16 protein-coding genes and 2 pseudogenes are annotated in these 17616 nt (G+C 68.0%); 10 read left to right on the forward strand and 8 right to left on the reverse strand.

All coding sequences use genetic code 11. From position 1 onward, the window contains the following. Positions 1 to 247 precede the first annotated feature (247 nt). From V1460_RS12440 to V1460_RS12460, 4 genes are all read right to left on the reverse strand, one after another. Positions 248 to 1846, reverse strand: coding sequence for an MFS transporter (locus V1460_RS12440; protein ID WP_338673806.1), 1599 nt, complete (start codon positions 1844 to 1846; stop codon positions 248 to 250). Positions 1847 to 2719: 873 nt separating this feature from the next. Beyond that, positions 2720 to 3070: a PRC-barrel domain-containing protein gene (locus V1460_RS12450; protein WP_338673807.1), complete on the reverse strand. Its 351-nt coding sequence runs from the start codon at positions 3068 to 3070 to the stop codon at positions 2720 to 2722. A gap of 26 nt (positions 3071 to 3096) precedes the next feature. Further along, a complete protein-coding gene (locus V1460_RS12455) occupies positions 3097 to 3423 on the reverse strand; it encodes a plasmid stabilization protein (RefSeq protein ID WP_338673808.1) in 327 nt (108 codons plus the stop codon). 240 nt (positions 3424 to 3663) lie between these two features. Then, positions 3664 to 4326, reverse strand: a complete 663-nt coding sequence (locus tag V1460_RS12460) for a type III effector protein (protein ID WP_338673809.1) — start codon at positions 4324 to 4326, stop codon at positions 3664 to 3666. A 122-nt stretch (positions 4327 to 4448) separates the two neighbouring features. Between V1460_RS12460 and V1460_RS12465 the strand changes: the two genes are divergently transcribed. After that, positions 4449 to 4886: an Hsp20/alpha crystallin family protein gene (locus tag V1460_RS12465; protein WP_338673810.1), complete on the forward strand. Its 438-nt coding sequence runs from the start codon at positions 4449 to 4451 to the stop codon at positions 4884 to 4886. Positions 4887 to 5139: 253 nt separating this feature from the next. Continuing rightward, positions 5140 to 5718 carry a DUF2267 domain-containing protein gene (locus tag V1460_RS12470; protein WP_338673811.1) on the forward strand — a complete coding sequence of 193 codons (579 nt, stop codon included), beginning with the start codon at positions 5140 to 5142 and terminating at the stop codon, positions 5716 to 5718. Here the strand turns inward: V1460_RS12470 and V1460_RS12475 are convergent. Next, positions 5699 to 6799 carry a glutamate--cysteine ligase gene (locus V1460_RS12475; RefSeq protein WP_338673812.1) on the reverse strand — a complete coding sequence of 367 codons (1101 nt, stop codon included), beginning with the start codon at positions 6797 to 6799 and terminating at the stop codon, positions 5699 to 5701. The genes V1460_RS12470 and V1460_RS12475 overlap by 20 nt on opposite strands. 447 nt (positions 6800 to 7246) lie before the next feature. Between V1460_RS12475 and V1460_RS12480 the strand changes: the two are divergent. After that, positions 7247 to 8081 (forward strand): annotated as a pseudogene (locus tag V1460_RS12480) (NAD(P)/FAD-dependent oxidoreductase); the annotation flags it as partial. 605 nt (positions 8082 to 8686) lie between these two features. Next, positions 8687 to 8935 carry a uracil-DNA glycosylase family protein gene (locus tag V1460_RS36295; protein ID WP_407077444.1) on the forward strand — a complete coding sequence of 83 codons (249 nt, stop codon included), beginning with the start codon at positions 8687 to 8689 and terminating at the stop codon, positions 8933 to 8935. Between the two features lie 682 nt (positions 8936 to 9617). Here V1460_RS36295 and V1460_RS12495 read toward each other — a convergent pair. Beyond that, positions 9618 to 9959 carry an SCO0607 family lipoprotein gene (locus V1460_RS12495; RefSeq protein ID WP_338673813.1) on the reverse strand — a complete coding sequence of 114 codons (342 nt, stop codon included), beginning with the start codon at positions 9957 to 9959 and terminating at the stop codon, positions 9618 to 9620. 1028 nt (positions 9960 to 10987) lie between these two features. Between V1460_RS12495 and V1460_RS12500 the strand changes: the two genes are divergently transcribed. From V1460_RS12500 to V1460_RS12515, 4 genes and pseudogenes are all read left to right on the forward strand, one after another. Next, positions 10988 to 12241, forward strand: coding sequence for a hypothetical protein (locus V1460_RS12500; RefSeq protein ID WP_338673814.1), 1254 nt, complete (start codon positions 10988 to 10990; stop codon positions 12239 to 12241). A 193-nt stretch (positions 12242 to 12434) separates the two neighbouring features. Beyond that, positions 12435 to 12659, forward strand: a complete 225-nt coding sequence (locus V1460_RS12505; RefSeq protein WP_338673815.1) for a hypothetical protein — start codon at positions 12435 to 12437, stop codon at positions 12657 to 12659. A 16-nt stretch (positions 12660 to 12675) separates the two neighbouring features. Next, the gene (locus V1460_RS12510) at positions 12676 to 13161 is read left to right on the forward strand and encodes a hypothetical protein (protein ID WP_338673816.1); all 486 of its coding nucleotides are present in this window, start codon (positions 12676 to 12678) and stop codon (positions 13159 to 13161) included. Between the two features lie 133 nt (positions 13162 to 13294). Then, positions 13295 to 13564: pseudogene (locus V1460_RS12515) on the forward strand (Tn3 family transposase); the annotation flags it as partial. A gap of 19 nt (positions 13565 to 13583) precedes the next feature. Here the strand turns inward: V1460_RS12515 and V1460_RS12520 are convergent. Next, entirely contained in the window at positions 13584 to 14309 is a 726-nt protein-coding gene (locus V1460_RS12520; protein WP_338673817.1) for a dienelactone hydrolase family protein, read from the reverse strand. 391 nt (positions 14310 to 14700) lie between these two features. On the opposite strand from V1460_RS12520, the gene V1460_RS12525 reads away from it, so the two are divergent. After that, positions 14701 to 15498, forward strand: a complete 798-nt coding sequence (locus tag V1460_RS12525) for a recombinase family protein (RefSeq protein WP_407077611.1) — start codon at positions 14701 to 14703, stop codon at positions 15496 to 15498. 74 nt (positions 15499 to 15572) lie between these two features. Here V1460_RS12525 and V1460_RS12530 read toward each other — a convergent pair whose 3' ends face one another. Continuing rightward, the gene (locus V1460_RS12530; protein ID WP_338678015.1) at positions 15573 to 16514 is read right to left on the reverse strand and encodes an alpha/beta hydrolase; all 942 of its coding nucleotides are present in this window, start codon (positions 16512 to 16514) and stop codon (positions 15573 to 15575) included. Between the two features lie 116 nt (positions 16515 to 16630). Here V1460_RS12530 and V1460_RS12535 point away from each other — a divergent pair, with 116 nt between their 5' ends. After that, positions 16631 to 17611, forward strand: a complete 981-nt coding sequence (locus tag V1460_RS12535) for a WYL domain-containing protein (protein WP_338673818.1) — start codon at positions 16631 to 16633, stop codon at positions 17609 to 17611. Positions 17612 to 17616 lie beyond the last annotated feature (5 nt).

Genomic DNA, 17616 nt, shown 5'->3' on the forward strand with positions numbered 1-17616 from the left:
AGCCCCGGGTGTGTCCAGCATCCGCCCTCCGCCAGTACGATGCCCGGCCCACCGAGACCGTCCGCCGATCGCGGACGACGCGCCGGCCGACCGCGAGCACGGCGTCAGTCCCGCCGCGGGTCGGTGATGTGGGACCGGGTATCGCGGGATCGCCGTCCGCCTTCGAGATCACCTTCGACGGGCGGCTCTCCGCCGCCCCGCCGCTGAACCCCCAAAAACCCAGAAACACCGTTCGGTTTGGAGAACCTCAGTCGGAAGGTCCCGCGCCTGCGGATGCGCCCTCGCCCGGGGTACCCGTGTTGTGGCCGGTGGGGGTGGTCCACAGCATCCCCGTGGTCATGGCGCACAGGGCGGTGCCGATACCGATGCCGAGCTGACAGCCCCGGATGAAGTCGTGCTTCGCCGCTTCCACGATGGCCTCACGCTGACGGGGTGTGAGGGCGGGGAGCGGTCTGCCGGGGCCGACCTCGGCCCTGTACGCATAAGGGTTGGCCTCCGCGATGATCTGGTCACTGAGCGCCCGGCGAGCCTCATCCGCCGGAACGGCATCGCGCAGAGTGTCGTTGAGCGTGGCGCCCAGCCAGATCGCAAGAGCGCTGCCGAGGACGGCGGCGCCGAAGGCCGAGCCGATGGCCCGCTGGGCGCTCATGATGCCCGAGGCCATTCCGGCGCGTTCCAGCGGCACCGCACTCATGGCCAGGGCAGTCACCGGGGTGACGACCAGGGCGACCCCCGCGCCGGTGAAGAGCAAGCCGAGCGCGACCAGGAACACGGTCGCAGGCATGCCCAGGGCGACGACGGCCAGCCCGGTAACCAGCAGGGTCTGACCGGCCCTGGCCACCCGGAGGGGCCCGAACCGTGCGGTCAGCCACCCCGAGACCGGCGCGAGCGTCATGTTGGTGACGGCGAACGGCAGGATCAGCAGCCCTGCTGTCTCCGGCGAGTAGCCCTCGACGTTCTGGAAGTACTGGGTGGTGATCAGGAGCATGCCGTATGAGGCAAAGTACGATGAGAAGAGCGTGGCCATGGCCACGGCGTACGGCCGGTTGCCGAACAACCGCACGTCCGTCATCGGGCTCGGGCTGCGATACTCGTAACGGGCGAAGGCCGCGAGTGCCGTCACGCCGACGGCCAGCAGGGTGAGGATCGACGGTGACGCCCAGCCTGCCTTCTGGCCCTGGATGAGCGCGTACACCAACGAGCCCATGGCCACCACGAACAAGGCCTGCCCGCCCCAGTCGAACCCTCGCGGATGCTCCTCACGTGACTCCGGCACGTGCCCCAGGGTGAGGACCAGCACCACCACCCCCACGGGCACGTTGACGAGGAAGACCGCCCGCCAGCTGACGCTCTCGGTCAGGACTCCCCCGGCCACCGGCCCCAGCCCCAGGGCGACGGTGGCCACTCCGCTCCACAGCCCGATGGCCTTCGCGCGCTGCCTGTGTTCAGGGAAGGCGGCACTGACCAGCGCGAGCGAGGCGACGGTCACCGTCCCGGCAGCGATGCCCTGCACCGCGCGGGCTACCGCCAGGGAAGTGAGCCCGGGAGCCAGCCCCGCGGTCACGGACGCGGCCGTGAAGACCAGAACACTCGCCACGAAGACCAGTCGACGCCCGAAGCGATCTGCCGCGGTAGCCCCAGCCATGATGAAGACGGCCATGCCGATGGAGTACGCCGCGACCACCCACTGCAGGCCCGACTCTCCAACACCGAAATCCCGTTGGATATCAGGCAGAGCCACATTCGCGATCAACGCGTCGAGCAAAACCATGAACAGGCCGAGCCCTGTTCCGGTAACGGTCACCACCTGAACGCCGGTCCAGGACGAACCTGGCAAACGAACCATATGACGCACTGTCGCAAACTAGCCCATGAGATACCCGATCACGACATGCTGTGTGGCCGGAATCCCTCCGTATTTTGCAGCAGCGTCTGATGATCTCGCGTCAGGCGGACTGCGGGGGACGTGCCCTACGCAGCGTCCAGGCGGTCCGCCGGTCCCCCCGCCCGCCAAAACCCGGACGAGACAGGCCGTGACCGGCCGACGCGCGGCCAGCGACAGCTGGTCTGCGGTCTCCAACGGCCAGTTGTCGCAGCTCAGCCGCCTGCATCCGTACCGTCTCCCGGCGCTGACGCCCCGCAGGGGTCAGCCCACCCCTGAGGCGACCCCCGTGACGTGGACACTCGGACAATCGATCTTGTCAGATCCAAGGGAAGGTGTCTTGGTGGGACATGGTCTCCGTATCCGGCGGAGTTCAGGAACGGCGCTGTCGCGCTGTACCGCGCGGCGGGCGGGAAGCGCACGTACGCGGCGGTTGCGGCGGATGTCGGGGCGACCGGCGAGACGCTGCGGAGCCGGGTCTGCCAGGCCTGCGACGCGGGCCGCTCATGGCCACGGCGAGCAGAGTGCGGAGAGCCGGGATGAGGAACTGGCCCGGCTGCGCGCGGAGAACGGCCGGCTGCGCAAGGCGGAGAAGGAGTGGGAGCTCGAGCGGGAGATCCTGCGGCGGGCAGCGGCGTATTTCGCCAAGGAGACGGAGGGGGGCCGTGACCCGCCTCAACGAACTCGGCTACCGGGTCACTCTCGACCCCCTGGAGGCCGCTGGATAAACCAACTGCAGCGAAACCCGGCGGACACGGCCCGACCGGGTACACCAACGTGCCCGGGATGGTCCCATCTGCAGTGTGTGCTCGTCTGCGGGCGGACCGTCCGCGCGGGTCAGGAGTAGAAGGGGCGGTAGTAGTCGGCGAGTCGGTCGCGGTACGGGCTGTCGTCGTGGTGCTGTTTCGGGTCGTAGGCGGGGGCGTGCCTGATCTCGTCCCGGGTGCGGTTGACGAGGATGGTCTTGTCGTGGCGGTCCACGCGCATGATGGTGCCGGCCGGCAGGAGCACCGGCGTGTCGAAGGTCCACGGGTCGGTGTCGACGACCACGTAGGTGGAGCCGGGTTCCTCGATGTCCTCGTGGACGGTGCCGATCTCTCCGTCGGTCGCCATCACGGTGTAGCCGATGAGGATCATGCCAGGGGTGTGGTGCGACTCCGGGTGGTAGGCCCACATGTCGAAGCTCATGTGAACGACTTCCGCATCGCGGGAGGTCAGCGGCCGAGGGCGTTGCGCAGTTCCTGCTTGTTCATGGTGGAGCGGCCTTCGATGTTCTTCTTCTTGGCCTCCGCGTACAGCTGGTCCTTGGTGAGGCCCTGAGCGCCGGAGTGGGAGCGCTGCCCGCCGCGCTGGGAAGCGGACAGCGGATCGCGGGTGGAGGTCTTGCTGGACGTCTTCGCTTCCCCGGACCGTGCACGCTCCTTGTTGACCGTGCGGGCCGCCATCTCCTTCGCTCGGCCCTCGGACATGCCGCGCTTCTCGGCACTGTCCTTGATGTGCTCGTACTGCCGCTCGCGCTTCCTACTGGATCCAGCCGGCATGACGTCTCATCCTTTCGAATACAGGTCGGACGGTTCACTCACCACAGCGCCTTCCCCGGCACGCGGTGTTCAGCCCCTCCACACTCCACACCCATCGGACCGAGGCCGCCATCCAGACGGCGTCGCCGCATCACCGCCGAACGTCGACCGGGCCACCGGTCTCAGCCTGTCGCCGTTGGCGGATGCCCAGGCCGTCCCGGTCTCGCGCTGTCCGGGCGCCCGCCCGTCACGGGTAGCCATTCAGGTGGAGCGGCGTTGGTCGGTGCTGTCCTGGCGTAGCTTGCCCATGCGGTGGGTGACATTGCCGAGGCGGTCCGCGATGTCGGAGTGTTCGTACAGGTGGGGGAGGGCTTCGGCAAGAGGGCCTGTCAGTGCGGCGGCGTCGTTGTCGGCGAGAGCGTCCAGGAGGCGCTCCACGGGGGCGGCGGCTTCAGGCGGGAGGTCGGCGAGGGCCGTGATCTGCCCGGCGAGCCCGCGCAGGGTGCCGGCGTTCTGACGGGCCCAGACCGCTACGGCTCGGTCCGCTGCCCGACTGTCGCGGGTGGCCCGAACCCGCTGCTCACCGGTACTACCGGCGGCGCCGGGCCGCAGGCGCAGGTAGCGCCGCTCGGCCGCTTGGCGGCTGGTGACCCCCAGGGGGCCGGCCAACTCGGCCCAGCTCGCACCCGCGGCGCGCGCCGTCTCGATCAGGTCGCTCTCCCAGCCCGCGAGCTGCTCGCGGACTTCTCGCAGAAGCAGCAGGGCAGCCAGAGCTTGTTCGGCGCCGACCGGGGCGCTGACGGAAGGACGTTCGCCTGGCGCCGCGTGTGCGGCCCGTACGGCTCCGTCTATGGCGGTCAATGCCGCCGTAGCGGCGAGAAATGAGGCGGGGGCGACAGGCAGCGGCTGTTCGCTCTTCGACATCCTGACTCCATGTCGTCAACCTGATGACCTGTGTTGTTGTCATCGTTTCGATGACATGCTACAACGGGTGGCAAGTGAAGCGCATTGGCAGTCACTGCCTGACTCACTGGAGGTGTTTTCCGATGTTGATGCGCACCGACCCGTTCCGTGAGCTCGACCGGCTCACCCAGCAGCTCCTGGGCGCATCCGGCACATGGTCACGACCGTCCACCATGCCGATGGACGCCTACCGCGAGTGCGACGACTACGTGATCGCACTCGACCTGCCCGGTGTCACCGCAGACGCGATCGACATCGACGTCGAGCGGAACATGCTGACCGTCAAAGCGGAGCGCCGTCCGGTCGCCAAGCCCGACGGCGTGCAGATGGAGCTCGCCGAGCGGCCCCTGGGGGTCTTCTCCCGACAGCTGATGCTCGCCGACACCCTCGACACCGAGCACATCAAGGCCGACTACGACGCAGGCGTACTCACCCTGCGCATCCCGATCGCGGAACGCGCTAAGCCGCGCAAGATCACCGTCGGCGCTGCCGACGCCACGCCGAAGCAGATCAGCGGCTGACCTCGGAAGGTCACGGACAGCGGAGGGCCGGGCGCTGCCCCCTTCAAGTCCGGCTCTCCGCTCCGCGACGAGTTCCGCAATACGTTCCGCATACAAGCAGGCGGTATCACCGAGCATGCGTCGGCGCCGCTTCCCACTGCCCCATTGACGTGACATCCGGTTTCCGTCTCACCGGCGTGGGTGTGGCTGTGCTCTTTGCGGTCATAAGCAACGCGATAACTCCATCCTGAGCAGGAAGGTCATCCCCGTCGCCATGACGACGGTCCCGTACGTCTACACCCCGACTACGGCAGGCACGACATTCGAGCACCTGGTCGAAGCAGTGCGACACGAAGGCGTGTACCCAACCAGGGAGGGGGCCGAAAAGGTCATCCGGACCGTGCTCACCGTCCTGGGCCGGCAGGTCACCGGAGAGGAGCGCGTCGAGTTCGCCGCCCACCTGCCCCTCGAGGCAGCCCTTGTCTTCACCGCGCAGATTCCCGCGGCCACACCGCTGACCGGATGCGAGTTCGTCAACGAACTCACCACCCTCACGGGCGGCACAGGCGCCACCACCCGCTGGGACACCGGCTCTGTCCTGCGCGTCGTCAACCGAACCGTCGACAACGTCTTGATCGACCGGATCCTCACCCAGCTCCCACCGGTCTACGCCCTCCTCTTCGGACGCAGCGAACTCATTTACAGGCTGAACCGCATCAAAGTGGGACAGTTAAATAAGCCACATACTGCCCTTAACCCGGGTAAGCGCCCTCTAAGAGGTTGTTTTCACTCTAAATGCAGATATGCAAGTGCTGTGCCCTGTTTATGTACAATTACGTTTGCGTGCGCTTGACGCATTCCTTGACCACGGCGCGGAGGCTCCCGGTTCGTTCCAGCAGGTCTTTTTGCACGCGGGCGCCGTTTCCGGTGGTCAGCAGCGAGGTAATCGCTTCCTGCACAAGCGCGAGGTCTCCGGCATCATGGAGCGCGTCGCGTACGTGGTCCACGAGCGCGTGCACCACGGCTTCCGCAGGGGCGGGGCGCATCGTCAAGGGGTGGACCAATTGACCGTCAAGCCCGTAGCGGCCTGCCTGCCAGGAAGCCATCCGGAGAGTCGTCACATGGTGCCGGTCAGGCTGCGCGCCCGTGGCCCATTCCCGGGAGGCGGTTTCCACGAGCCCCCGCGCCAAGGCTGCGAGCAGGACCGTCGTGGAAGCATCCAGGCAGACATCGGCTGCGCGGATTTCCACCGTGGGATAGCGCTTGGAGAGCCTGGCGTCGAAGTAGACCATTCCCTCGTCGCGGAGCACTCCAGTGTCGAGCAGCGTCTGAACCAGCCGGTGATATACGTCTGGCGAGCCGAAGATCTCCGTGGGGCCGGCGGAGGGCCAGCGCCCCCAGACCTGGCTGCGGTAGCTGTCGTACTGGCTGTCCCTGCCCTGCCAGAACGGCGAGTTCGCACTCAGAGCCAGGAGTACGGCGAGCCACGGCCGGATACGGTCAAGGACCGCGATGCCTTCCTCGTCGGAGACCACCGACACATGCACGTGGCACCCGCCGGTGAGCTGTTCCTGAGCGGTCAAGCCGAACCTGTCACCCATCCAGCGGTGGCGCTCGCTGAAGCCCAGTGAGGGGGTGACGGGTAGCGGGGAGGTGGCCAGGGCGGCCACGGCCGCGCCCATGGCCTCTGCGCGGTGGGCCGCTTCAGCCCGCCACCGTCGGACCTCGGCGGCAAGATCATCCATGGTCTTCCGGGGACTTGTGGCGAATTCCAGCTGCTGGCGTTGCAGTTCAGCCTGAAAGACTCCGTTGTTTCCGCCGCGCAGCGCCTCGTGCGACACCGCAGCCAGGACCGCTGCTGACAGATCCTGTAGCTCCCCGCTCTCGGCGTCGACCAGGAGCAGTTCCTCTTCCACGCCCACAGTCCGAATCATGACCGACCTCCGCTCAGCTCTTTCACCAGTCGGCACGCGCAGTGGCAGCCTTGAGCCCCCGGCCTCCTCACATATGTCTCTCCCCCGGCCCTTCGCTCGTGGTGCTCGCACCTCGTACCCACGGAGGTCACGTTGCCGTCGAATGCCGAAAAGGGTGTTGCGCGGCGCCAAATCACCCTGCGGGGCCGGGAACCGGGGTCTTCTGTTCTGGGAAGTTCGGGTGCATGCGGCAGTCCGTGCTCACCGTCGCCGAGAAAGCGGATTCTCCAGCATGTGAATGCGACTGATGGGGCACTTTCTCGCCTCGAGAGGGGGCTGTTCGGGGCCCATGGCGGCGCCCAAGCCCCCTTCGGAGGTATCCGCTCCGCTTTCCGCATGCATGGAACGGCCTGTCGAGGAAGGCATGCCGGGGACCCGTACACCTGAGAAGGGACGGACACCATGGCGCGACCGAGGATTGTGATCGTCGGCGCGGTGGGCGTCGGCTCCCGGGCCAAGGTCTGCGTGATCCGGAAGACCACCGGGGAGCTTGTGAACCAGTCCTACGATCACCTTGTGCTCGCGCCAGGGAGCGTGACCGGCACTTTCGACATCCCGGGTCTGGCGCAGCACGGCCGTGGCATGAGGAAGCTGGCCGCGTCGCCGAGGCGGGCCCCGAGGACATCACACTCACTGACGGGCGCGTGCTGCCCTGCCGCCCCCTCATCTGGACGGCTGGTGTCGCCGCGAGCCCGCTTGTCGCCACGTTGGGCGCTGAGACGGCGAAGAGCGGTCGGCTCGTTGTCGCCGCAGACCTGCGTGTGCCCGGGGCAGATGGCGTGTTCGCGCTCGGTGACGCGGCCGCCGTGCCCGACCTCGCCAACGGCGAGAACAGTTCGGTGTGCCCGCCCACCGCGCAGCACGCGGAGCGTCAGGGCAAGGTTGCCGCCGACAACGTGGTCATGTCGCTACGGGCGCGCCAACGCGTCCGTACGTCCATAAGGACCTCGGGCTGGTCGTGGATCTCGGTGGCCTCGATGGTGTCTCGCGGCCGCTCGGCATAGACCTGCGCGGGACACCCGCTCAGGCCGTGGCCCGCGGGTACGACCGGGCGGCGCTGCGCACCGGCGCCGCGAGGACTCGAGTGATGACGAATTGACTTCTGAACGCCGTGGCCGGCGACGACTTCGTGCGAACCGGCTTTCAGACGTAAAAGCCGGGGACGCTACGTGATTTCGAGTACACGGACCACTACCTTGCCCCGGACGAGGTCCGGGCCCGCACCGCGATCGACGGAGGCTGACAGTTCCGGCGAGCGTGGTCGCCCCTCAATGCCGCAGCCCCGTGAACCACGGCTGCGATGATTACACCGGCATCAGATCAGGAGACCGCGTCGCCATCGACCAGTACCACGACGCGGTCCTCGCGAGCTCAGCGCAGCGGGCGGGGGACTGCGACCGCACCGACCACTGGTGCCGCCACTTGCTACGGAACAGGGCAGTGAACGGTTCCGGGTCGCCGCCGTGGTGGCATCCGTGGCGGCGACCGCCTCTTCCGGTGGCTGTCTCCGGACCTCTGGAGCAGGGCAATGGCGGTGCGCACCTATGGGGCGATGGTGGAGGTGGGCAGTTGTCAGGTGTGCGGCTCAGTCTTGACACGGTCGAGGTCGTCGCACAACCAGGCTCGGCACGTGAGCGGAGCACGTCAGAGATGGATGGGACCAGCGTCTCCAGCAGCGCGGCCACGACGGAATCCCGGACGGGGGCTCAATCGGGCGGTGTGGTGGTCCGTACCGCTGATGATGACATCACCGCGGAGCAGCTGTACGACCCCACACCCTTCTTGCCCGGACGACGCGCGGGACTTCCGGGCCTACGCCGGACACCTGCTGAAGGCCCAGGTTGCCCCGTGTTCGGCGACGGAGAGCGCTCCGCGCTCGTCCTGATCGTCGGAGAGCAACCGGGCGACCAGGAGGGCCGCCAGGGGCACTCGTTCATCGGCCCGGCCGGCAAGGTTCTGACGCGTGCGCTGGAGGACGCAGGGATCGACCCGAAGCAGACCTCTGCCACCGCCGAGGACCGTGACGCTGTCTGCCCGGGCCTCGTGGCGGACTTGTGCCTCGCAATGCAGGCCCTGGGGAAGTCCCCTGGCGGATAGCGTGATGAGAGTTGACGGCGCGTCTGACCGTGCCCCAAAGACGTGAACGGCTGTGAAGTCCATGAGCGACGAACGAGAAGTGGAGAGGACCGAGGTGCCCGCGATGTCGGCGCAGCGCGTTCCGCGCGTCACGCCGCTACGCGATGGCCCTCGCGCTTCAGCAGTGGGGGTGCGTCCCGGCAGATTCAGTCGACGACCAGCCGTCCGTCGTGACCGGTCTCCCGGGCCAGAGCCGGGCCTCGGCGAGGCGGTGCACCCGAGCCCGGGACGTAGGGCGGATCGGTGAGGATGAGGTCGAAGTGCGGCCGGTGACGGGTGCGGTCAGGTCGCCGTGCAGCACCTGGACGGGCGCCCGAGCCAGTAGAGCGTTGAGACGTGCGGTCCACACGGCACGACGCGAGATGCACAGCTGGGCTTCCTCCAGACCCCACCTCACGATGACGCCCTTGCCTCCGGCTCGGGGTTGGCACCACCTCTTCCCCCAGGGGACTTCCACCCCCAAGCAACCGCCCATGCTGGGCGCACAAGAGTCTGGCCCCGCCGCTCACGCGGCGGGGCCAGAACCGAAGATCCTCATGATTCTTCTAGGCCGGGACCATAAGGCGCGTCCGCCAGGACGAGGGCGTCGGCCTCGCGGGATCCGCGAGGGCCTCGCCGTTCGGCCGCGCCGGACCTCTCCCGGTCAGCCCGCCTCAGGGGCGTCGATGATCTTGCCGTCCTTGTCCAGGGTGTGGGTGTCCCAATAGGTGTCCCACGTGTCGCCGACCTCCTGCGGCACCTTGCCCTGCGGGTATCGGGCGTATCCCGCCGGGGGCTCCTCCCCGTCGGAGACGCAGGCGCTACCGGTTCCCCCCACGGACAGGACGGGATACTCGCCACGCGAGCACACATACTCCCGGTACTCCCAGCCGGAACATCCGGTGAGTGCAACCACCGCGGCCACGCTCGTGAGGACGGCGGCCGCGAGGCGGACGCTTCCGGGGAGGGAAGCGGCGGCGAGGCCCGTGGGGCGGGGGGTGTTCATGACTCTCTCCAGTCGTTCGGTGTGCTCCCACTCTCGCCGGAGGACCACCGCCGCGCCCTGAGTACGCGTACTCACACGAGGCTGGTGAGGTTGCTCAATGTGCCTCCGTTCCAGGGCGCGTCAGCACTCCCAACGCGATCCGATCCGAGAACCATTCACCCACTGACGACTTCGCCTGTCCTGGCGTTGGCACAACCAGACCCTCCACCCGGACCGCGGCGAGATCGACGCGGTCACCCTCAGCTGGGGAAGAACGAACTGACCCTTACTTCCGGCCGCGCGCTCTTGCCGGGCCCGGCGCAGGACGGCGGCCTCGGTGGCCCCAGCCTGGCGACGGCACTGTGCCCGGATGGCCTCGAGGGAAGCGGGCGCGTTGTCCCGGGCGACGTCCGGCTCGGAGAATGCACGGCGGCTCAGCTCCCGCATCGCGGCGGTCTGCCGCTCCACCGCTTCCGCGATGGCTGGGTCCACCCTCGACGGCCGGGCGGCCTGGCGGTGCGCCTCGATGGCACGGCGGTAGCCGTCCGGCGGAGTGCATCGCTGCACCGGCGAGTCTTCCGCCGTTCGCGAATGCCATCGGTGGAGATCCCGCGGACACGAGGATGGCGCACCACCGAATGACACCCGGCTTCCAAGACCCCGACAGAGCCGCGCTCTCACTGACACGGCAGCCGTAGACAGCTGCTGCTGCCGGGCCTTCTGATCATAGTGTGGTGTCGGCGTATGTGTGCCATCGGCGGTGGTAGAGGCGGGCATGGTATCGATGGCGACGACTCCAGGTGGACCGCCACAACAGGTGGTCGCGGTCTCGTCGGGATTCGTGGCCGCCGAGGGGGACGAGGTCGGTAGCGTCTGATCGGTGGATCGCGGGCGGTATGACGGTGTGCCTGTATGGCCGCAGAGGGTGTGTGTGGCTTGATCGTCGGACGGTGCCGGCAGGGGCCTCAACACCGGCCGACGCCCGTGGCACGTTCTGAATGCCGCGCTCTTTGTCGAGGAGTCTCGTGAGACCGACCCTGCAACATGCCATGTTCCATCGATGTGGCGCGGGAGCTGCGGGTGAGCTGCGGCGCCCGGCGGCGGCCAGGCGCGCTGCCGTCCTGTTCGCCACGGTGGCACTGCCGGCGGCACTGGTGGTGCCCACGGCAACGCCCGCTACTGCGGCGGCCGTGACGGTCACCTTCGACGTGGGCGCCGACCAGCCCTTCACTGTCCCGTCCGGCGTCACCCGACTGTCCGTCACCGCGACGGGCGCCGCGGGCCAAAACGGGCCCAACGGTGGTGCAGGCGGCAACGGCGCCACCGTCATGGGCACCGTCATCGTGCCGCCGGGCACGACCACCCTTTTTGTCAACGTCGGCACGGGTGAGGGCCCTGGCGGCGGGCCGTTGCCAGGTGGTGCCGGCGGCGGTTCCAGCGATGTCCGCACCTGCAGCTCGGCAAGCCCCGGCTGCACCCTGACCGGCGTCCCCGCCACCGACCCCCGCCTCATCGTCGCGGGCGGCGGAGGCGGCGGCGGAAGCGGCAGCATCTCCAGTATCCTCAACCCGGAGGCCACCGGCGGAGACGCCGGAGACACCGGGGAGGCCGGCGGCAGCAGAACGGACAGCGGCCAGGGCGGCGGCGGCGGAACCCAGACAGCCGGCGGCACGGCCGGAGCCGTATGTCCTGCCAGCGGTACATCAGGCACTCCGGGCGCGGCCGGTGCCGGCGGCACCGGCGGGGGCGCCTACGGGGCGGGCGGAGGTGGAGGCGGCTGGTTCGGTGGAGGTGGCGGGGGAGGCTGCAACTTCATCAGGAGCATCCCTCCCTCCTACGGCCCCGGTGGTGGCGGCGGCGGATCGAATCGCGTCCCCACAGGTGGTACCTCGGACACCGCCGCGGGGCAGGTCAAGGTGACCATCACCTACGACCCGCCGCCCCCCACCTGCGCGACCGCCACGCCCACCATCACCGGTACCCACCGCGACGACAACCTGACCGGTACCCCGGGCGACGATGTGATCTTCGCTCTCGCCGGGAACGACGTGGTCGACGGTCGCGGTGGCAACGACCTGATCTGCGGCGATGACGGCAATGACGTCCTTATCGGGGGCAACGGCGACGATCGTGTCGAGGGCGGCAACGGCAACGACGCCCTCTTCGGCGGCGGCGACAGCGACGCCCTCTTCGGCGGTTCCGGCAACGACGCTCTCAACGGTGGTCCCGGTACCGACACCAACGACGGCGGATCCGGCTACAACAGCTGCGTCAACCCCACCAGCGGACCGGGCTGCTTCTGACCCACCCCACGCACCTCCGACCTGAGACCGGCATCGCGTACAAACTCCCACTCCGCGTCGCTCATGTCGGACGGATACCTCGGGCGCCTGTACGGCCGGTCCCCGGCGTTCCCGAACCGGTGAGCGAGGCAATCACAGGTCAGCAGCGCAGCGCGCCTTCGGCGCGCGCCGTGGGCGTGGTAAATCCCGTGGCGTGCGCCGGGGGCTCGACCGGCTCCAGGAGGCCGAGGAACAGGGATGGCTCGGCGAGGTCGCCGCGATCGAGGCCAGCCTCGCCGCCACCGAGCAGAAGCTCGCCGCCATGCGCGACCTCGCGGCCCGGCACACCACCGTCCACCTGGGCATGCCCGATCTCCGTGGCGTCGTCGCGCGCATCGACTCCGAGCGGCGAAACGAGGATGCGAAGGGGCAGTCCTGAGCACTACAACGAGGGGATGACCGTCTTCCTCTGTTCCAAGTGCGGCACCGCGATCACGCCGGAGCTGGCCGAGCTTGCCGCCGCCCCTGACGTCTCCGATGACGAGCGTGACCGGGACAAGGAGACACGCCGGGCGCCTTCCACCGTTCCGCGGGGCTACTACGCGATCGATCCCGAGCCCTGGGGGCCTCCCTACGTCGTGCAGGACGATCAGGAGGACCCGAAGCCGGCTCAGTCGCGCGGACCTGTGGTCGGCCGTGAAGAAGGCTTCGTCATCTCGGCCGGCAGCCGACACACAGTGCTGGTGCACCCTGATGACGCCGCTGGCCTTCAGCCACTGCCCAACTGGGAGAACAGCAGTGGGTGCTGCGGACCGACAGGCGACGAGGGACTCAACCGGGCCTGCCCCTGCGCCGCTCCGGTCGCTACCCTCGCGGCCGACTGTTTCGGGCCCTTCGAACTGCACCTCGACCCCGTCCGGACCTACGCGTTCTCCCAGTAAGACCACGAAGCGCGCGGCCGACGTGCACGACACGCCCGACAGAACCCGTCCACCCAGCTTCTTCACGACTACCTTCCGTGGTGAACGACGGCTCGCAGGCAGACCCACCGCCGAGCTGAGCTAGTTCGGATAAGACCAGTTCGGCGCGCTCGGCCTGGTCCTCAACGCCGTCGTGCTCTGGACAACCCGCTACATCGACGCCGCCGTCGCCCAGCTGAAAGCCGAGGGCCACGAGATCCGGGACGAGGACATCGCCCGGCTCTCCCCGCTCAAGCACCGCAACCTGAACCTGCTCGGCTGCTACAGCTTCACTGCCTCGACCCCGGCTGCCGGCGCCCTGCGCCCGCTGCGCGACCCGGATGCCCCAGAGCTGGACGAAGAAGACGACAGCGGGCAGGAGTAAGTATCGGGAGCCGATCGGATCAATCCGTAACGGGCAGGCACTCCGCGAGCAGAGCGACGACGTCACGCCAGGCTCGCTGTGCGTGCCGTGGGTGGTAGCCGACGCCGGGACGCACGGTGTGATCGACCAGTGGATGGTGGAAGGCGTGCAGGGCTCCTCCGTAGACCACGAGGCGCCAGTCGACGCCCGCGGCCTGCATCTCTGCGGTGAACGCGTCCCGTTGGGCGGGCGCCATGATCGGGTCTTCCGACCCGACCCCGGCCCATACCGGGCAGCGGATGCGCGCCGCCTCGCCCGGTCGGCTCGTGATCAGCCCGTTGACTGTCGCGATCGCGCGCAGGTTGACGCCGTCGCGCCCGAGTTCCAGCGCGATGGCGCCCCCGGTGCCGTAGCCGACGGCGGCTATCCGGTCGGGGTTGGTTCGCGGTTCGGTGCGCAACACGTCGAGCGCCGCGTGGCCGATGCCTCGCATCCGGTCGGGGTCGGCGAGCAGCGGCATGCAGCGGGCCAGCATCTCCTCGGGGTCCCCCAAATAGCGCCCACCGTGAAGGTCGAAGGCCAGCGCTACATATCCCAGCTCCGCGAGGGCATCGGCTCGGCGGCGCTCGACGTCGCTGAGCCCCGTGCCCTCTGGTCCGAGCAGCACCGCGGGTCGGCGGTCGACACCGGCCGGGAGCGCGAGGTGCCCGATCATCGTCAAACCGTCGGCCGGATACTCGACCGTGCGCGTCGTAATCGTTGTCATGAGTCTGGACGGTAATGACCGTTGCGCCCGCTCGGGGTGGCGTTCACCGATGGCAGACAGCTGTCCCGACTACAACACCCGGACGCGCCTGCTGCCTGTCGGCAAACGATCGAATGACGACAGGCGCCGCGTGCGTCCAATGGACCCGGGAATTTCGGGGCTCGGGGCGGCGTGAATCCAATCGGATCCGATGGCCATTGATGACAGGGTTTAACGACGGGTAGGTTCTGTTCCTCCGTCAGAAAGGGGCCCCGGGTGGCCAACCTGATCTACAAGCGGGCCTCGACCGACCAGCAGTCGACCGCCCGCCAGGACCGTCCTCGCCGAGGCCGGGATCAAGGACCCCACCGTCTTCGAGGAGGAGGCCGGCACCTCCAGCCGCCTCCACCCCCTGGAGCGCCCGAAGTTCGGCAAGCTCCGCGACTACGCGCGGCCAGGCGACACCGTGCACATTTCCGAGATGTTCCGCCTCGTCCGGGGCAACCAACACATCCTCGACGTCCTCGAAGTGCTCCACCGTGACCGTCTCGCCCTGCGCATCCACGACGGCGCGTTCTCCTCGATGGACCTCACCGCCCGCCAGACGTTCCTTGACCATCCCCACAATGAAGATCTCCCGCCGGCCCGCACTGAGCGAAGACGAACGCCTCGCCGCCCTGGCAGACTTCTGATCGACACGGAGATACCGATGCGACTCCGCGTCGCCGGAGTCATCGTTCTTCTCTACGCACAACCGCTGAGCCGCGTCGTCCGGCTCACTCTTGACGACGTCATCCGCAACGGCGACGCCGTGCTGCTACGACTCGGTGAGCCACCCTCGCCCGTCCCGGCGCCGGTCTCCGCCCTGCTGCTGGAGCACATCACGAACCGCGGCAACATGAACACCGCGACCAACCCGACGTCCCGCTGGTTCTTCCCCGGCCGCCGGACCGGCCAGCCGCTCGGCCCCAACCACCTGTCCGCGCTCCTGAACGAGGTCGGAATCCCAATCGCCGCCGCCCGCGGCGCCGCCATCCGACAGCAACTCCTCGAACTGCCCGCACCTGTCGTTGCGAACGCTCTCGGCTACCACAACAAGACCACCAGTCGCCTCCGCAACGAGACCGGCGGCACCTGGAGCCGATACGCCGCCGGAGACCACGGGAGGTCACCGGTCGGCTGGGCACCCAAAACAACCGGCGAGAGTTGATTTCGCGAGCCCATTTGTCATCGGCGTGATGCGAGAACTCCGCCTTCAGGTGATACGAGCCGGATCACAGGACACTAGCTCTGCCGTTCCAGCCATTCCGAAATCACCTGGTTGGTTTCTTCTGGCATTTCCTCCTGGACCCAGTGACCGCAGTCCAGGCCGACCACTTCCACGTTGGGCACGAACTCTGCCAGTCTTTCGAACCTCGGGATCGCGAAGTCCTGGTCGCCGTAGATCATGAGGGCGGGCTGCTTGATGATCGGGTCCGCGCCCGCCAGCTGGTGCCAGTTGCGGTCGAGGTTCCTGTACCAGTTGATGCCGCCCGTGAATCCCGACGTCTCGAACGCGGAGACGTAGACGGCCAGGTCACTGTCGCTCATGATGGGCTCACCGAGTGGCGTTTCCGCCTTGGCGAGGTTGATAAATGCCATGCCCGGCTCAGGGGGTGCGGGGGGCACGTTCTTCCGGTAGAGGTTGCGGAGGAACTGGGAGGTGTTGGCATCGAATGCGGCGTCCGCGACGCCCGGCTGCCGGTTGAAGTGGACGAAGTAGAAGTCGCCACCGAGGAAGGTTTCCATGACCTCGATCCACGGCGTTTCTCCGCGCTCCTGGTAAGGCAGGCTCAGGTTGATCAGCTTGTTCACCCGGTCGGGGTGCAACAGGGTCAGTCCCCAGACGACGAACGCACCCCAGTCATGGCCGACGAAGGTGGCGTCTTCGTAGCCATGGTGGTCCAGGAGCGCGACGAGATCACCCGTCAGGTGTTCGATGTCGTAGTCCGTCACCTCGGTCGGGCGGGATGAGTTGCCGTAACCCCGCTGGTTCGGTGCGATGACGTGGTAGCCAGCCGCTGCGAGGACGGGCATCTGGTGACGCCAGGAGAAGGCGTGCTCCGGCCAGCCGTGGCAGAGCACGATGGGCTTGCCCTTGTTTTCCCGGCCTGCCTCGAAGACTTCGAGCTCCACACCGTTGACCTGGATGAGGGTGGGCTCGGGAAAATCTGCTTGATTGAACACCGCATTTCCTCTCTGGGGGCGTTCGCTGGCGGTTGACCTCCCCGATGAGGTCATGCTGCGACCTTGCCACCCAAACCGGTCACCCCATGACCGGTTTTTATGAGAGTTTTGTCAGTATGCGATCCGATCGGCTGGTGGCCATACTGCTCTTGCTCCAACGGCGCGAGCAGGTGACAGCCGCAGAGGTCTCCCGAGAGCTGGACGTCTCCGAGCGCACCGCCCGCCGTGACCTCGACGCCCTGGCCATGGCCGGGGTGCCCGTGTACTCCGTGCAGGGCCGAGGCGGCGGCTGGCGCCTCGTGGGCGGCGCTCGTACCGACCTATCCGGGTTGACCGCCAGTGAGGCACGCGCCCTGTTCCTGGCTGTCGGTCCGGCCTCGGATGCGACGCCGGCGATGAAAGCAGCTCTGCGCAAGCTCGTCCATGCTCTACCGAAGCCCTTCCAGGTGCAGGCCGAGGCAGCAGCGTCGTCGCTGGTCGTAGACCCGCAGCGATGGGGGGCGAGCCGGATCGAGCACCGGCCGCCTCGCTTCCTCGACGAACTCCAGGACGCGGTGATCAGCGGCGTCCAGGTGTCGCTCGGCTACGTCGACAGCAAAGGCGTCGAAACCCGGAGAATCGTCCACCCGCTGGGCATCGTCGCCAAAGGTCCTGTGTGGTATCTCGTCTCCAACACCGAGACCGGCCGACGGATCTTCCGGATCGACCGCGTGTCGTCCGCCGACCCGACCGGCGACCCTGTGCACCGACCCGGGGACTTCGACCTTGCCGAGAGCTGGAATGAGATCGCCAAAGAGGTCGATCGCAAACGAACGCCGCTGGAGGTCCAGGCGGTATGCACACCCGACGGGATAGGCGTACTCCGGATGGCGCTCGGCGACCGGCTCGACGTGGGAGGTTCCACGACCGATGGCCGCATCGAGGTCGTGATCCGCGGCCCCAATGAGTACATCCTCGCCGGCGAGCTCTCCGGGCTGGTCGAATGGGTCGAGGTGACCGGCCCTCCGGGGGTCCGAGACCACCTGGCCTCGATCGGCAACGCCCTCGTCGAACGATACGGCCAGCCGCGCACCAGCGGAGACCTTCACCCGTCTTGAAGTGG

The organism is Streptomyces sp. SCSIO 30461 (assembly GCF_037023745.1).
GTDB lineage: Bacteria > Actinomycetota > Actinomycetes > Streptomycetales > Streptomycetaceae > Streptomyces.